This is a genomic window from Nocardia sp. NPDC051052 (assembly GCF_044456045.1).
GTDB lineage: Bacteria > Actinomycetota > Actinomycetes > Mycobacteriales > Mycobacteriaceae > Nocardia.
Genome location: NZ_JBITFL010000007.1, coordinates 171,252 through 185,893 on the forward strand (window position 1 = coordinate 171,252; position 14,642 = coordinate 185,893).

Below are 14,642 nucleotides of genomic sequence, written 5' to 3' on the forward strand. Positions count from 1 at the left end.
GGGCGGCACGGGGCGCGCCGCTCGGCGAGCGGTAAGGCGCGGCCTCACGCCGAGAGTTCCGCTGCCGCGTCGGCGGCTGTCAGCGCCTGATCCGGTTCCGCGACCGCGGCCGCGAGTGCCCGCTCCAGCCAAGCCATTTCGCCCTCGCTCGGCACACCGCGGACGTCGGTGAGGAAGCTCTGCGCTACTTCGGTATCGCGGCGACCGTGCACCCGCTCACGGTAGCGCAGCTCCGGGTTGCCCTCCGGCCGCACCCACTCGACGTGCACCGCGTGCGGGAACCGTTCGCGCAGCTTGCGCATCGCGTCGACCGGGCGGGTCGAGTCGGTGAGCACCGCGGAAACGTAGTGCTCCTCGGCGGGCGCGTGGTGCACGTCGGTGAGCAGCTCGTCCAGTGTTCCGGTGAGCTTGCTCAGCCCGCGGACCACAGGCAGGTCGCGCCGCTGGACCGAGTGCAGTCCGGCGGCGTCGAGCTCGATGAGCCATACCGCCTTGCGGTGCGAGCTCTCCGCGAACGAATACGGCAGCGGGGAGCCGCAATAGCGCACGGACTCCGAGAGCGTTTGCGGGGAATGCAGGTGGCCGAGAGCGACATAGTCGATGCCGTCGAAGGCCGACATCGGCACCGTCTCCACGCCGCCGACCGAGATCGAGCGTTCCGAACCGGTCGCCTCGCCGCCGACGACAAAGGCGTGAGCGAGCACCACGGTGCGGGTGCCGTCGCGCCGCGCGATGTCCGCACGGATCCGGCCCATCGCGGCGTCGAGGATGTCGGCATGCGAACGCGCCTGCGGCACACCGAGTTCCGCGCGGGTGATGTCCGGCTCCAGGTACGGGATGCCGTAGCACGCCACGGGACCGTGCTCGTCGTCGAGCAGTACCGGCCGGTCGGCCTCGGCGACAGTGGTGCGCAGGTGCAGCCCACCCGCCGCCGCGAAGCTCGCGCCTGCCCCGAGCCGGGCGGGCGAATCGTGGTTGCCCGAGGTGGCGACGATGCGGGCCCCGGCCGCGCGGATGGCCTCGAAGCCGCGGTTGCACACCGCGATCGCGTCGGCACTCGGAATGGACCGGTCGTACACGTCGCCGGGCAGCACCACCACGTCGACAGACTCCTCGGCCACCAGCTCCGCGATCGCGGTCAGTGAACGCGCCTGGTCGGCAAGCAGATCGACCCCGTGGAACGTGCGCCCGATGTGCCAGTCCGAGGTGTGCAGCATCCGCATCCGCGAAACCGTAGGCCACCGCACCGACACAATTCAATTGCCGAGGCCGCCGTGTCGGATAGCCGCCCTTTTGTGCGGCGTGTCAGCGGTGATTCGCCGGCACTCCGATGGCTATTCCGCGGCGCGCGCGGGCACCGTGCGGCCGCGCCGCGGTCGTTCGGACGTCGGGCTCATAGTCCCACCGCGAGTGCGGTTTTCGACGCGGCGTAGCGCCTCGCGCCCTCGGGTGCGGCGCCTGGTCGATCACTACCGAGCGATGCGGGTCACGAATTCGGTTGCCTTGTCATGACTGACGGCGTCGCACCGAAACGTATGGACGGCTTGACCACCGCGTTTGCCGACACGGCGCTGCGTAATTGCCGACCGGCGCGTTCTTGTCGGTGGGGTGCGGCACTATCGGCGCTATGACCGCACCGATGCTCGTCGCACTGATGCTGGTGTTCGCCGCCGGGGTAGGGCTCGGCTGGCTCGGCCATGCCGCGCGCGCCGGGCAGCGGGCCGCGCAGGCGGAGGCGAGACTCGCGGCGGCCACCGACAACGAGCACCTGTTGCGGCAGTCGCTCACCGCGGCGAACGAGGATGCGGCGCGCAGGCATTCGCAGGCGATCGGCGCCATGGTCGATCCGCTGCGCGACGCGGTCGGCGCGCTGAACCAGCACATCCAGCAGGTCGAGCACCATCGGATCAACGCGTACTCCAGCCTGCGCGAGCAGGTCGCCGGCATGCAGCGCACCTCGCTGCAGCTCACCAGCCAGACCAGTCAGCTGGTCGCCGCGTTGCGCGCGCCGCAGGTGCGCGGGCGGTGGGGCGAGATCCAGCTGGAGCGGGTGGTCGAGCTGGCCGGGATGACCAGACACGTCGACTTCGACACCCAGGTGACCCGCGCGGCCCGCGGCGACGGCGATGGCGACCGCACCGGCAACGTCCGCCCCGACCTGGTGGTGAATCTGTCCGGCGGCAGGCACATCGTGGTCGACGCCAAGGTGCCGTTCAGCGCCTATCTGGACGCGAGCATGGTCGACGATCCCGACATGCGGGCCGAGCATCTGACCAGGCACGCCAAGCACCTGCGCGGGCACATCGACCAGCTGGCCGACAAGGCGTACTGGGCCGCGTTCGATCCGGCGCCGGAATTCGTGGTGCTTTTCATCCCCGGCGATCCGTTCCTGGACGCCGCGCTGACCACTGACTCGGGGCTGCTGGAGTACGCGTTCGGCCGGAACGTGATCCTCGCGACGCCGACCACATTGATCGCGCTGCTGCGCACGGTCGCGTTCGGCTGGCGGCAGGAGGCGCTGTCCCGGGATATGGCAACGGTTCAGCAATTAGGCAAGGAGTTGTACGCCCGGCTCGGCATGACGGGCAGGCATCTGGATCGGCTCGGCGCGCAACTCGGCAAGGCCGTCGACGCTTTCAACTACACGGTCGCGTCGGTGGAATCGCGGGTGATGGTCACCGCGCGCAAACTGCACGACCTGGAAATAGCGGAACAGGAGGTGCCTGCGATCGAGCGAGTGGATTCGTGGCCACGCGCGGTGGGCTTCGCCGACGCCGACGATTAGCCGGGACAACCGCCGTGCCATAACGCCGTCCGAGGCGGCGAAGGTTAGTGTTCATAATGTGGCTGCTTCCCAACGTGTGCGAACCCGGGTGCCCGCGCCGCAACGCTCGATACTGCCGACGGTCCCGGGTCTCCCGGTGGGCGCGGCGGTCCTGATCGCGGTTGCCTGCACGTTTCTGGGTTTCTTGATCGATGCGAACGGCGACAGTACCGACCTGACCGGTACCTTCGCCGCGCTATACATCGTCGGTTGTGTCGCAGCCGTACTGACAGTCCGCTATCGCGGGCTGTTCACCACCATGGTGCTGCCGCCGCTGCTGCTGTTCATCGCGGTTCCGCTGGCTTACAAGCAGCTGACCGGCGTCGCGCTGGACTCGATCACTGAAATCCTGCTGAAACTGGCGGTCCCGCTGGTCGAGCGGTTCCCCACCATGTTCCTCGCCACCGCGCTGGTCCTGCTGATCGGCGGCGCACGCATCATGATGCAGCGACGCAGCGACGCCGCGGCCGACCCCAAGCGCAGCGAAAGCTGGGGCCGACCCGGCACCAAGCGCCCGCGCACCGGCCGACCCGGCACCGCCGGTCTCGCCGAATCGGCCCGCCGCCGCACCCGCCGCCCCAAGGACGACGCGGACGATCTCGACCGCGCCGAAGACACCCCGCGACCGTCCCGCCGAGCCACCACACCGGTGGCCGACGCCCCGCCCCGAGTCGCCGGCCCCGCCCGCCCCCGCGAGGGCCGCCCGGCCCCCCGCACCGGCGCCCGCCCCGCCGCCGCAGGCCCGCGCACGGACGCCGAACCACCCCGCGGCAATCCCCCGCGCCGTCGCGGCGAAATGCCGCCACCCCACCCTCAGCCCAATGTCCGCTACCGCGAACGCGATTCGAGCCGCCCCGACCGCCGCAGGCCCGAAAACCTGTAGCTCCCGCCGGGGTCGTCAGTTACCCAGACCGTCGGCAAACGGCATTGCCCGCCAGTGCTCAATGGACGGTTTCAACGCGTCGGCGAGCATCGGCAGCTGCGGAACGAGCACGAGACACGCCAGCGTCCTTGCCATGCCTACGGCGTTGATGAAGCGCATCACGCGCTCATCCAACTGTCGCTGTCCTCGGCGCTCGGCCACGGCGTTGTAGGCGGCCTCGCACTCGGGGCCGAGAAACGCCAGATCCCATTCGACCGGTCCCAAGGTGGCCAGCTCGAAGTCGGCATACAACACACCACCCGGCACGGCGACGATATTGACCGCCGGGGAATCCCCGTGGATCGGCTGTAGGTCGATTCCAGGGAACTCCGCCTCGAACGCCGCACGCGACCGGATGACCGGCTCCAGGACCGCCCATTCGCGCTGTGCGCGTTCGAGGTCGGCTGGGTCGATCAGGCCGGGGTGCGCCGCGAGGGCGGCAAGGCTCTCGGTGACCCACGCCGGTTCGGCCGAGGACAGGAACGGCAGCTCCCCTGGGTAGTCGCGCAGCGCGGCGTGCAGGTCGGCGATCAGGCCGGAGTTGTGCACGTAGTCGGGCTCGACGCTCGGGTCCTGCTCGACGAACTGCCAGAACGTCATCGAGAAACCGTTGCGCCGCACGGGTTCCCGCCGCACCAGCGGACTCGGCGGAATCACCGGCGTGCCCTGTTCGGCGAGCCACGCCACCACATCGAGCTCTACCCGCTGGCGTGCGGCCTGCGCGTCGAGGTCCATGTGCGCGGGTAAAACGGTGGGGACGCGAACCACCACCGGTGCCGGAGCCAGGTGCACAACGACGGAGAACGCGTCGTGCAAGATCGTCGCGTCGGTCACCGTCAGCCCGAGCGCACGGCCCGCGGCGACGGCCGCGTCGACCGCGCGCGATGTACGGGTGGCGAGCTGGTCGGACGTCATGGCTGCTGGCACTCGGCGATGGTGCCAGGCCGGCAGGTTGCGACGCGACGGATTTAACGCGGGCGGCGTGTATTAACTAGCGGGCGCGGGTGGTGCGCAGCTCTCGGGGCAGAGCGAAGACGAGGGTTTCGTTGGCTGTGGTGACCGGCTGGACGTCGGCGTAGCCGTGCTCTTCGAGCATGTCGAGGACGCCGCGGACCAGGATCTCCGGAACCGAGGCGCCGGAGGTGATGCCGATGGTGCGCACGCCGGTGAGCCAGGCGGGGTCCACCTCGCGGGCGTAGTCGACCAGGTAGGAGGCCTTGGCGCCGGCGTTGAGGGCGACCTCGACCAGGCGCACCGAGTTCGACGAGTTGCGCGAGCCGACGACGATCACCAGATCGCATTCGGGTGCCATCGCCTTGACCGCGACCTGACGGTTCTGGGTGGCGTAGCAGATGTCGTCGCTGGGCGGGTCCTGCAGCGCGGGGAAGCGCTCACGCAGCCGCTGCACGGTTTCCATCGTCTCGTCGACGCTCAGCGTGGTTTGTGAGAGCCAAATCACCTTCGACTCGTCGCGCACGGTGACCTTGTCCACCGCGGCGGGACCGTCCACCAGTTGCACGTGGTCGGGTGCCTCGCCCGCGGTGCCCTCGACCTCCTCGTGGCCCTCGTGGCCGATCAGCAGGATGTCGTAGTCGTCGCGGGCGAACCGCTTCGCCTCCTGGTGCACCTTGGTGACCAGCGGGCAGGTCGCGTCGATGGTGTGCAGATTGCGCGCCGCGGCGGAGGTGTGCACGGCCGGTGAGACGCCGTGCGCGGAGAACACGACCACCGAGCCCTCGGGCACCTCGTCGGTCTCGTCGACGAAGATGACGCCCTGCTCACGCAGCGTTTCCACGACGTGGCGGTTGTGCACGATCTCCTTGCGCACGTAGATCGGCGCGCCGTGCTTTTCCAGGGTCTTCTCCACGGTTTCCACCGCTCGGTCCACGCCGGCGCAGTACCCGCGCGGCTCCGCGAGCAGCACCCGCTTGCCGCCGACGGTATCGGCGGTTCCGGCACCCGCTGAGCGGGCAATTCCGACGTTCAAGGGTATGGCCGTGGACATGCCGACAGCTTACGTGCGCACACCGACTCCGCGCCGTTCGGGCAGTGCGCCCGCGAACTGTGCGCGCGGCGGCGAGGCGTACTCTGCGCACGCCGTTCCATGCGCCAGAATCACTCCGGTGAGCCCCGACCTTTGCATAGCACACCATTTCGGGCAGGCTAGGACCATGTTTCGACCACCGTTCCTGGCCCGGGTAGCCGCCGGGGCCGCCGTATACGCCATTGAGGAAACTCGCAGGCTACCCACGGCCGCAATGAATTTGCCGATCACCGCCATCAGCCAGATGCTGCAGACGACGATGCACGTCCAGCAGTTCGTGACCAGCCTCGCACTCAAGGGCGACGCGGTTTTCGATCGTTTGGGCAACGCTCCGGAAGAACAGCCGGAGTGGGCCACCTTCGACGAGGACCTCGACAGCGAGCAATCCTTCGGCGGCACCGCGGCGCACACCAGCCGCTTCGATCTGTACGCCGCCGAAGAATCCGAATCGCCCGTCACCACCCAGGAGACCCCGGCCGGGCGCAACGGCCACCCGGTCGACTTCGTCGCCGAGCCGGACACCGCCGAGCCGGAACCGGAACTGGAGATCGTCCGCGCGGAGGACCCCGCGCCCGCGATCAGCGAGCCCGAAGTAGCCACCCGCTACGACTACGCCAACATGACCCTCGCGCAGCTGCGTGCCCGCCTGCGCATGCTGACCGTCGAAGACCTCACCGCGCTGCTGGATTACGAGCAGCAGACCCAGGACCGGGCGCCGTTCGTGACCATGCTGACGAATCGGATCGCCACCGTGCGGGCCCAGTGACCGAACCCCGGACGCCTTCGCAGACGGTTGGCCGGGCCACCCCCGGCCAACCCGAGCGCACCGACCAACCCCAGGCCGCCGCGCCCGCGAATTCCGCCGAGCAGCCGTATCCGGTCCGTTCCGTCGCGATCAAGGTCGCGCAGTGGATCGACCGGCTCGGCAGCATCTGGGTCGAGGGTCAGATCACTCAGATCAATCTGCGGCCGGGCACCCGCACCGCGTTCCTGGTGTTGCGCGACACGTCCGCGGACATGTCGCTCTCGGTGACGTGCGACCCGGATCTGATCCGCAAGTCCCCGATTCCGCTGCAGGAAGGCAGCCGGGTCGTGGTCTACGGCAAGCTGTCCTTTTTCACCGGCCGCGGCACTTTGTCTTTGCGCGTCATCGAGATTCGCCCGGTCGGCATCGGCGAGCTGCTCGCCAGGATCGAGCGGCTCAAGGCTTTGCTCGCCGCCGAGGGACTCTTCGATCCGCGGCTCAAGCGGCCGATCCCGTTCCTGCCCAAAACCATCGGCCTGATCACCGGCCGCGCGAGCGCCGCCGAGCGCGACGTTCTGACCGTGGCCAGAAATCGTTGGCCCGCAGTGCGTTTCGAGATCCGCAATACCGCGGTGCAGGGACCGACCGCGGTGACGCAGATGCTGGAAGCGCTGGCGCAGCTCGACCGCGACCCGACGGTCGAGGTGATCGTGCTCGCCCGCGGCGGCGGCAGCGTCGAGGATCTGCTGCCCTTCTCCGACGAGGCACTGTGCCGCGCCATCGTCGCCGCGACCACCCCGATCGTGAGCGCGATCGGCCACGAGCCGGACAACCCGCTCAGCGATCTGGTCGCCGACCTGCGCGCCGCCACCCCCACCGATGCCGCGAAACGCGTTGTCCCCGACGCCGCCGCGGAATTGGCCGGGGTGCGCGATATGCGCGCCCGCTCCGCCGCCGCGTTGCGCGGCTGGGTCGACCGGGAAACGCGCGCGCTGACCCAGCTGCGCTCGCGTCCCGTGCTCGCCGACCCGCTGCGCGAAATCGACCGCCGCCGTGAGGAAATCGAGCGCCTGCGGGCGTCGGCCCGGCGCATCGCCGAGCAGTACATCCGCACCGAGGCCACCGCGACCAGGCACCTGCGCGAGAAGCTGACCGCGGTGGGCCCGGCCGCCACCCTGGCCCGTGGCTACGCTGTCGTGCAGCGCCTCGCGGGCACTGAGCGGCATGTGGTGCGCACGATCGAGGACGCGCCCGCGGGCAGTCAGCTGCGCATCAGGGTCGCCGACGGCGCCGTCTCCGCGGCAGCGCTGGGCACGAAGGCACTAGGCGCGCAGCGCCCCACCGAAAACACCGAAACAAGGAGGAGCTGATCTTGGCCGAGCCCGGCAGTTATTCATCCACTCCGCCGACTGCCGAGACCGAACTGGCCGAGATCGCCACCTTCGGTTACGAGCGCGCCCGCGACGAGCTGGTCAATGTCGTGAAGATGCTCGAGCAGGGCGGTCTCGACCTGGACGAGTCGCTTGCCCTGTGGGAGCGCGGCGAGGCGCTGGCCAACCGCTGCGAGGAACACCTGGCCGGTGCCAGAAAGCGCGTCGAGGACGCGCTGTCGCGCACCGACCTCGAGGACGACAAATGACGATCCGCCGGGCCACGCCGGACATCCGCACCACCGACATCGAGCGCAGCCGCGACTTCTACAAGTTGCTCGGCTTCGAAGAGGCGATGGATCTCGGCTGGGTCGTCACCATGGCCTCACCGTCCAACCCCACCGCCCAGGTGCTGCTCGTCGGCCCCGGCGCGGAAAAGCTACAGCCGAACATGAGCGTCGAGGTCGACGACGTCGACGCCGTGCACGAGGCGATGACCGCCGCGGACGCCGACATCGTCTATCCGTTGACCGACGAGGAGTGGGGCGTCCGCCGCTTCTTCGTCCGCGACCCCAGCGGCACCATCGTCAACGTGGTCAGCCACCGTCATTGAACTGCCATGTGACACAAATTTGTGACACAATACTTCTATGACTGCCATCCCCATCCGTGAGCTCTCACACCACACAGCTCGATGCTTGGCGTTGGTCAAAGCGGGCGAAACGATCGAAATCACCGAGCGAGGCAAAGTCATCGGCCGCATCGTGCCGGTAGACGCGGAGCGGGATATTCGCGCCAAGATGCTTGCCGAAGGGCGGATGCGGCCGGCGACCAGGGGGCGTGCAGACCTTCTTGCGGATGTGCGCCGTCGGCTGGTAACAGCGCCTGCGGACCCAGCCGATCGGGCGAGCACGGCGCTGCGGGCGCTTCGAGATGACGAGCGCTACTGATGCTCTATCTGGACACCAGCGCGCTGGTGAAACTGGTCCATCTGGAGACCGAGTCCGCCGCGCTGATGAACTGGCTCGACGATCGACCCGAGGTGCCGTGGGTGGCGTCTGCCCTTGTCGAGGTCGAGTTGGTCCGCGCGGTGCGGGTTGCCGAGCCCGCCGACCTGATTCACATCCCCGCTGTCCTGTCTCGGGTGGACAGGCTCGATATGGATGGCATCGTACGGTCGAACGCCGCGGCGATTTCACCCGCGACCATCCGAAGCCTCGACGCACTCCACTTGGCCACCGCGCTGGAACTGGCAACTGATCTCACCGCTGTAGTCGCATATGACAAGCGGCTAGGTGAGGCCGCGGAAGCAGCAGGCCTGACCTGGGTGGCTCCTGCCTAACGGCTCAGCGGCTGTGCCGCGCTGATCGCCTGGGCCAGGGTGACGAACGAGTCGCGCTGGCCCGCGCCGGTGATGAGCACGCGGGACTGGCCGAGGTCGGCTACCCAGGCGGATTCCGAGCCGGGTTCGGAGTAGACGATCCATTTCTGGTCGCCGATCTGCTCGGTGCCGCTGGCGTAGCGGGAGCCGAGGACGAACCGGGACATCGATTCCTCGGTCGCGTTGCTCTGGCTGAAGCGCATGTAGGAGCCGTGGCCAGTGATATAGCCGACAGTGCTGATCGGGCCGCCGCCGGTGCCGCTGATGTTTTCGCGACTGCCGGAGTTGGGGGTCCAGTCACTGGGGAGGGCCGGGTTCCGGATGGGGAATGGCAGGCTGCGCGCGTCGGAGGTCAGCGCCGCCTTCACGTCGAAGTGGGGGATCTGTCCCTGCGTCGGACCCTTTGCGGCGAAACTGCATTGGCTCGCGAGGCCTGCGAAAACCACGGCGATCAACACGAGCGGGATCAACGACCAGAACAGATCCCGGTAGTCGTTCATGATGCGTGGCTTTTGTGGGGACACGCACTCAGTATCCACTCGCGTGTTCAGTGCGCCATCTCCCACCCCGGACGGGCGAGCAGGGTGTACGCCCGTCCCAGTCGGAGTGAGACAATCGTCCGGACCGTCGCGCGCGGTCAGGGCCGGAGGCGGCAGCTTACGTAGACCCCGCGCGCGGCGCATCGAATTCTGTACCGACGCACAGGAGGCACCCCGCAATGACGGCATCTTCCCCGACACCGAGCCGCCGCGAGGCGCCGGACCGCAACCTCGCGCTAGAGCTGGTCCGCGTCACCGAGGCCGGTGCGATGGCCGCTGGCCGGTGGGTCGGCCGCGGCGACAAGGAGGGGGGCGACGGCGCCGCCGTCGACGCGATGCGGCAGCTGGTGAATTCGGTGTCCATGCGCGGCGTCGTTGTCATCGGTGAGGGCGAGAAGGACGAAGCGCCCATGCTGTTCAACGGCGAGCTGGTGGGTGACGGCACCGGTCCAGAGGTCGACTTCGCGGTCGACCCGGTCGACGGCACCACGCTGATGTCGAAGGGCTCGCCCGGCGCCATCGCGGTGCTCGCGGTCGCCCAGCGCGGCGCCATGTTCGACCCGTCCGCGGTGTTCTACATGAGCAAGATCGCGGTCGGCCCGGACGCCGCCGACGTGATCGATATCTCCGTCCCGATCGGCGAGAACATCCGCCGGGTCGCCAAGGCCAAGAGCCTGTCGAAGTCGGATCTGACCGTCTGCATCCTGGACCGGCCCCGGCACGCCGGGCTGATCCAGGAGGTCCGCGACGCGGGCGCGCGCATCCGGCTGATCTCCGACGGCGACGTCGCGGGCGCCATCGCCGCGGCCCGCCCCGACTCCGGCACCGACATCCTGGTCGGCGTCGGCGGCACCCCCGAGGGCATCATCGCGGCCGCGGCGATGCGCTGTATGGGTGGCGAACTGCAGGGCATGCTCGCCCCGACCGACGACGACGAGCGGCAGAAGGCGATCGACGCGGGCCACGACCTCGACCGCGTCCTCACCACCGAGGACCTGGTAGCCGGCGACAACGTCTTCTTCTGCGCGACCGGCGTCACCGACGGCGATCTGCTGCGCGGTGTCCGCTACTACGGTGGTGGCGCGTCCACCCAGTCCATCGTGATGCGCTCCAAGTCCGGCACGGTCCGGATGATCGACGCCTACCACCGTTTGACCAAGTTGCGCGAGTACTCCTCGGTCGATTTCATCGGCGACGAACACGCCACCCCGCCGCTCCCCTGATCGGCAGCACCGAGTTCGACAAAGCGCGCAGGCGATTCGCCTGCGCGTTTTTGTTTTGCCGATCTTCGCCATGCGGCCCGCCTCTGCTTCGAACCGCGCCCTGTCTTCCCGGCGGGCGTCGGACGCGCGCCGACGGGCGACGACGCTCGTCCGCCTCGCGCGATATTCCCGATCAGCCGGGTCACCGCGGTGTGCGAATCACTACAGGCGCGCCAGCCCCACTGGACGCCGGTGCGGCATAGGGTCGAAATCATGACGGAGGAGACGCAGTATCGGATCGAGCACGACACGATGGGCGAGGTCAAGGTTCCGGTGGACGCGCTCTGGCGGGCGCAGACCCAGCGGGCCGTGGAGAACTTCCCGATCAGCGGCCGCGGCCTGGAGCGCGCGCAGATCCGCGCGCTCGGCCTGCTGAAAGCCGCCTGCGCCAAGGTGAATCGGGATCTCGGCCTGCTCGACCCGGCCAAGGCCGACGCCATCGTCGCCGCGGCGAACGAGATCGCCGAAGGCAAGCACGACGACCAGTTCCCGATCGATGTGTTCCAGACCGGCTCGGGCACCAGCTCGAACATGAACGCCAACGAGGTGATCGCCTCGATCGCTAAGGCGAATGGCGTCACGGTGCACCCGAACGACGACGTGAACATGTCGCAGTCGTCCAACGACACCTTCCCCACCGCCGTGCACCTGGCCGCCACCGAGGCGGTCATCACCGATCTGGTGCCGGCGCTCGAGCACCTGCGGCTGGCGCTGCTGGACAAGTCGACCGAGTGGCGGACCGTGGTCAAGTCGGGCCGCACCCATCTGATGGACGCGGTGCCGGTGACGCTCGGTCAGGAGTTCGGCGGCTACACCCGGCAGATCGCCGCGAGCATCGACCGTCTGATGGCGACGCTGCCGCGGCTCGGTGAGCTGCCGATCGGCGGCACCGCCGTCGGCACCGGCCTCAACGCACCCGACGGTTTCGGCGGGAAGGTCGTCGCGGAACTGGTCCGCTCGACCGGTCTGGACGCGCTGCGCGAGGCGGAAGATCACTTCGAGGCGCAGGCGGCGCGGGACGGACTCGTCGAGGCGTCGGGCGCGGTGCGCACCGTCGCGGTGAGCCTCACCAAGATCGCCAACGACATCCGCTGGATGGGGTCGGGCCCGCTGACCGGGCTCGGCGAGCTTCAGCTGCCCGACCTCCAGCCCGGCAGCTCGATCATGCCCGGCAAGGTCAATCCGGTGCTGCCCGAGGCGGTTACGCAGGTCGCCGCGCAGGTGATCGGTAATGACGCGGCGGTCACGTTCGGCGGCGCGAACGGCGCGTTCGAGCTGAATGTCTATATCCCGGTGATGGCGCGCAATCTGCTCGAGTCGATTCGCTTGCTGGCCAATGTTTCCCGACTCTTCGCCGACAGGTGTGTGCGCGGGCTGGTCGCCAATGTCGATCACCTGCGTACGTTGGCGGAATCTTCGCCGTCCATTGTGACGCCGCTGAATTCGGCAATAGGGTACGAGGAAGCGGCTGCTGTCGCCAAGGAAGCGTTGAAGCAGAAGAAGACCATTCGCCAGACGGTTATCGATCGCGGCCTGCTCGATGAAAAACTCACCGAGGAAGAACTCGACCGGCGATTGGATGTGCTGTCGATGGCGAAGGTCAAAGATAAGAAATAGCAATTACTTTCGACGCTGCGTCGAGCGGCACGTTGGACACCCTCATGGTCCAACGTGACGCCCGAACGTGCGTGTGCGCGGGTATGTCAGCCGAAGTAGACGTACCCGCGCGGGGCATCACAAAAAGATGCCGAGTGCAGTGAGAAACGCAGACGCGCCGAGGCCGAACAGAGCTACGAGCCCGCCAACAATTGCTGCAATCATGATTCTTTCCTTTCTTGCTTCCGCGCATTGCGGATGTACTCAGCTAATCGCGAGCAACGCCACGTGTGTTTCATCACTTTTTTCGCGGCGCAAGAAAAGAATCCGGTCGGCGCGGTGAATCCACGCGCCGACCGGGAGTAATTCAGCGCAGATGCGCGAGTTCGGCGCGGGCCTTTTCGCCCTCTTCGCCGAGATCCGTCCGGGTGAAGACGTTCCACCGCTGCAGCAGCGGCTTGAACACCAGTTCGTCCTGCTTGGCCGGATCGTAGATGCCGGCCTCGGCGAGCACGTCGTCACTGTTGCGCCCGTCGGCCATCGTCACCGACGGCACCGTGAAGCCTGCGACCTGGTCTGCGATGGCGCGCATCGCCTGGTCCGGCGCCACGTTCAGGCCCGCCTCGACCAGTTCGGCGAAGACGACCGCCTGCAGCTCGTCGTCGATCGCGATGCGCTCGGCGATCGCGGTGACCATCGGACTCTCGCCGAGCGCGGCGGTGTTGCGATGCCGGATCGCGGCGGCGATCTCCTCGAACGCGCAGGCGGCCAGCACGTCGAGCAGGTGCATGCCGGGGCGGCGGAAGCCGGTGGTCATGTTGTCCATCCGCATCCGCTCCAGCGCGACCGGATCCACCGACCTGGTCGTCATGAGGAAGTTGCGGATCAGGATCTCGTGCCGGTTCTCCTCGGCGGTCCACCGGCCGACCCAGCGCCACCAGGCACCGGTGCGCAGGTACTTGCCGAGCTCGCGGTGATACGAGGGCAGGTTGTCCGCGATCAGCACGCTGACGGTCAGGGCCAGCTTGGCGACGTCGCTGAGCTCGGACTGCTCCGGCGCCCAGTCGGTGCCATGCAGGAACGCGAAGTTGCGACCGTCGTCCCACGGCACGAAGTCATGCGGCTGCCATCCGTCGGCGGCGTCGATGTGACGGCGCAGAATGGATTCCACGTCCAGCGCGAGGGATTCGAGCAACTCGCGATCGGTCAAGAGAGTTTGCACCTAGACAACCTAGCGGTTGAGCCCGTGATACGGGGATTTTTGGAATGAGACTGGACGGGCGTCCGGGACCGGTCGGGGCGTCCCGGACGCCGCACCGACTACTGCTTCGGGGTGACCGTGGTCTTGCCGTCGACCCAGGTGATCGTGCCACCGGAGAAGTCGCTCTCCTTGCCGCCCGCGATGTCCTTCTCGTCGCTGGTCGGGTAGCCGAGCTTGCCCATGGCGCCGCCGTTGTCTTCCCACGCCTTGCGGATCTCGCCCCAGACGATGTGCGCCTCGCCGTCCTTGGCCTTGTACACCGTGCCGCCGACGAAGTCCTGGTACTTGCCGTCCTCAGGACCGGACTCCTGCGCCTCCAGCGGGGCGCCGAGCGCGCCGGCCGGACCGCCCGACGCCACGTACTTGTCGAAAATCGCACCGGAGACGGTGAGGTCACCGCGCTGCGTGGCGATCTTGGTCTCCGCCGCGGCACCCGAGGCGTGCTCCTCGCCGTGCTGCATCGCGGCCGCGGTGGTCGTGATGGAGGCCGCCGCGTTGTTGTCGTTCTTATCGTTGTCCTTGCTGCAGCCGGCGACGATCAGGCCTGCTGCGGCGAGCAGGGCAGTGTATCCAGCCGTTCGTCGAGCGAAGTGGTGCATTTCCATCCTCTCGAAAGTGGCTACCGAGACGTCGCCGACGCGGTGACGCCGCTGGCAGCCTAGGCCGATGTTCAGCAATGACCCGGCGAATCCACCAGG

16 protein-coding genes are annotated in these 14,642 nt (G+C 68.2%); 10 read left to right on the top strand and 6 right to left on the bottom strand.

The annotated features are described in order from the left end of the window. Positions 1 to 44: 44 nt before the first annotated feature. Positions 45 to 1,223: an exonuclease SbcCD subunit D gene (locus ACIBCN_RS25165; RefSeq protein WP_396994099.1), complete on the bottom strand. Its 1,179-nt coding sequence runs from the start codon at positions 1,221 to 1,223 to the stop codon at positions 45 to 47. Positions 1,224 to 1,627: 404 nt separating this feature from the next. Between ACIBCN_RS25165 and ACIBCN_RS25170 the strand changes: the two genes are divergently transcribed. Together ACIBCN_RS25170 and ACIBCN_RS25175 are read left to right on the top strand one after the other, a co-directional pair. Continuing rightward, positions 1,628 to 2,785: a DNA recombination protein RmuC gene (locus ACIBCN_RS25170; RefSeq protein ID WP_396994100.1), complete on the top strand. Its 1,158-nt coding sequence runs from the start codon at positions 1,628 to 1,630 to the stop codon at positions 2,783 to 2,785. A gap of 58 nt (positions 2,786 to 2,843) precedes the next feature. Then, positions 2,844 to 3,707: a DUF6542 domain-containing protein gene (locus tag ACIBCN_RS25175; RefSeq protein WP_396994101.1), complete on the top strand. Its 864-nt coding sequence runs from the start codon at positions 2,844 to 2,846 to the stop codon at positions 3,705 to 3,707. Between the two features lie 15 nt (positions 3,708 to 3,722). Here ACIBCN_RS25175 and ACIBCN_RS25180 read toward each other — a convergent pair whose 3' ends face one another. Continuing rightward, complete coding sequence (locus ACIBCN_RS25180; protein ID WP_396994102.1) at positions 3,723 to 4,673, bottom strand: phosphotransferase family protein; 951 nt, start codon at positions 4,671 to 4,673, stop codon at positions 3,723 to 3,725. Between the two features lie 64 nt (positions 4,674 to 4,737). Further along, positions 4,738 to 5,751 (bottom strand): 4-hydroxy-3-methylbut-2-enyl diphosphate reductase, encoded by a 1,014-nt coding sequence (locus tag ACIBCN_RS25185; RefSeq protein WP_396994103.1) that lies wholly within the window; start codon positions 5,749 to 5,751, stop codon positions 4,738 to 4,740. A gap of 166 nt (positions 5,752 to 5,917) precedes the next feature. Between ACIBCN_RS25185 and ACIBCN_RS25190 the strand changes: the two genes are divergently transcribed. From ACIBCN_RS25190 to ACIBCN_RS25215, 6 genes are read left to right on the top strand one after another with little or no spacing between them, the layout of a single operon-like run. Further along, positions 5,918 to 6,556, top strand: coding sequence for a lipid droplet-associated protein (locus ACIBCN_RS25190; RefSeq protein ID WP_396994104.1), 639 nt, complete (start codon positions 5,918 to 5,920; stop codon positions 6,554 to 6,556). After that, positions 6,553 to 7,905 (top strand): exodeoxyribonuclease VII large subunit, encoded by a 1,353-nt coding sequence (gene xseA, locus ACIBCN_RS25195; protein ID WP_396994105.1) that lies wholly within the window; start codon positions 6,553 to 6,555, stop codon positions 7,903 to 7,905. Before ACIBCN_RS25190 ends, xseA begins: the two co-directional genes overlap by 4 nt. 2 nt (positions 7,906 to 7,907) lie before the next feature. After that, positions 7,908 to 8,174: an exodeoxyribonuclease VII small subunit gene (locus ACIBCN_RS25200; RefSeq protein ID WP_396994106.1), complete on the top strand. Its 267-nt coding sequence runs from the start codon at positions 7,908 to 7,910 to the stop codon at positions 8,172 to 8,174. Next, positions 8,171 to 8,518, top strand: a complete 348-nt coding sequence (locus ACIBCN_RS25205) for a VOC family protein (RefSeq protein ID WP_396994107.1) — start codon at positions 8,171 to 8,173, stop codon at positions 8,516 to 8,518. The genes ACIBCN_RS25200 and ACIBCN_RS25205 overlap by 4 nt, the downstream gene beginning before the upstream one ends. 37 nt (positions 8,519 to 8,555) lie before the next feature. Next, on the top strand, positions 8,556 to 8,855 hold the full coding sequence (locus ACIBCN_RS25210; RefSeq protein WP_396994108.1) for a type II toxin-antitoxin system Phd/YefM family antitoxin: 300 nt from the start codon (positions 8,556 to 8,558) through the stop codon (positions 8,853 to 8,855). Continuing rightward, positions 8,855 to 9,247: a type II toxin-antitoxin system VapC family toxin gene (locus ACIBCN_RS25215; protein ID WP_396994109.1), complete on the top strand. Its 393-nt coding sequence runs from the start codon at positions 8,855 to 8,857 to the stop codon at positions 9,245 to 9,247. Before ACIBCN_RS25210 ends, ACIBCN_RS25215 begins: the two co-directional genes overlap by 1 nt. Here the strand turns inward: ACIBCN_RS25215 and ACIBCN_RS25220 are convergent. Next, positions 9,244 to 9,810 carry a DUF4245 domain-containing protein gene (locus ACIBCN_RS25220; RefSeq protein WP_396994110.1) on the bottom strand — a complete coding sequence of 189 codons (567 nt, stop codon included), beginning with the start codon at positions 9,808 to 9,810 and terminating at the stop codon, positions 9,244 to 9,246. The two genes, ACIBCN_RS25215 and ACIBCN_RS25220, sit on opposite strands and share 4 nt — an antisense overlap. Positions 9,811 to 10,004: 194 nt before the next feature. Here ACIBCN_RS25220 and glpX point away from each other — a divergent pair, with 194 nt between their 5' ends. Together glpX and ACIBCN_RS25230 are read left to right on the top strand one after the other, a co-directional pair. Continuing rightward, complete coding sequence (gene glpX, locus ACIBCN_RS25225; protein ID WP_396994111.1) at positions 10,005 to 11,048, top strand: class II fructose-bisphosphatase; 1,044 nt, start codon at positions 10,005 to 10,007, stop codon at positions 11,046 to 11,048. A 252-nt stretch (positions 11,049 to 11,300) separates the two neighbouring features. Further along, positions 11,301 to 12,704 carry a class II fumarate hydratase gene (locus ACIBCN_RS25230; protein ID WP_396994112.1) on the top strand — a complete coding sequence of 468 codons (1,404 nt, stop codon included), beginning with the start codon at positions 11,301 to 11,303 and terminating at the stop codon, positions 12,702 to 12,704. 346 nt (positions 12,705 to 13,050) lie between these two features. Here ACIBCN_RS25230 and ACIBCN_RS25235 read toward each other — a convergent pair whose 3' ends face one another. Together ACIBCN_RS25235 and ACIBCN_RS25240 are read right to left on the bottom strand one after the other, a co-directional pair. Next, positions 13,051 to 13,905 carry an acyl-ACP desaturase gene (locus ACIBCN_RS25235; RefSeq protein WP_396994113.1) on the bottom strand — a complete coding sequence of 285 codons (855 nt, stop codon included), beginning with the start codon at positions 13,903 to 13,905 and terminating at the stop codon, positions 13,051 to 13,053. Positions 13,906 to 14,003: 98 nt separating this feature from the next. After that, positions 14,004 to 14,549, bottom strand: a complete 546-nt coding sequence (locus ACIBCN_RS25240; RefSeq protein WP_396994114.1) for an LGFP repeat-containing protein — start codon at positions 14,547 to 14,549, stop codon at positions 14,004 to 14,006. Positions 14,550 to 14,642: the final 93 nt, after the last annotated feature.

Coding starts and splice junctions, on each gene's coding strand:
- ACIBCN_RS25165 (WP_396994099.1), bottom strand. CDS start 1,223: ATGCGGATGCTGCACACCTCGGACTGGCACATCGGGCGCACGTTCCAC.
- ACIBCN_RS25170 (WP_396994100.1), top strand. CDS start 1,628: ATGACCGCACCGATGCTCGTCGCACTGATGCTGGTGTTCGCCGCCGGG.
- ACIBCN_RS25185 (WP_396994103.1), bottom strand. CDS start 5,751: ATGTCCACGGCCATACCCTTGAACGTCGGAATTGCCCGCTCAGCGGGT.
- ACIBCN_RS25190 (WP_396994104.1), top strand. CDS start 5,918: ATGTTTCGACCACCGTTCCTGGCCCGGGTAGCCGCCGGGGCCGCCGTA.
- ACIBCN_RS25205 (WP_396994107.1), top strand. CDS start 8,171: ATGACGATCCGCCGGGCCACGCCGGACATCCGCACCACCGACATCGAG.
- ACIBCN_RS25210 (WP_396994108.1), top strand. CDS start 8,556: ATGACTGCCATCCCCATCCGTGAGCTCTCACACCACACAGCTCGATGC.
- ACIBCN_RS25215 (WP_396994109.1), top strand. CDS start 8,855: ATGCTCTATCTGGACACCAGCGCGCTGGTGAAACTGGTCCATCTGGAG.
- glpX (WP_396994111.1), top strand. CDS start 10,005: ATGACGGCATCTTCCCCGACACCGAGCCGCCGCGAGGCGCCGGACCGC.
- ACIBCN_RS25230 (WP_396994112.1), top strand. CDS start 11,301: ATGACGGAGGAGACGCAGTATCGGATCGAGCACGACACGATGGGCGAG.
- ACIBCN_RS25240 (WP_396994114.1), bottom strand. CDS start 14,549: ATGGAAATGCACCACTTCGCTCGACGAACGGCTGGATACACTGCCCTG.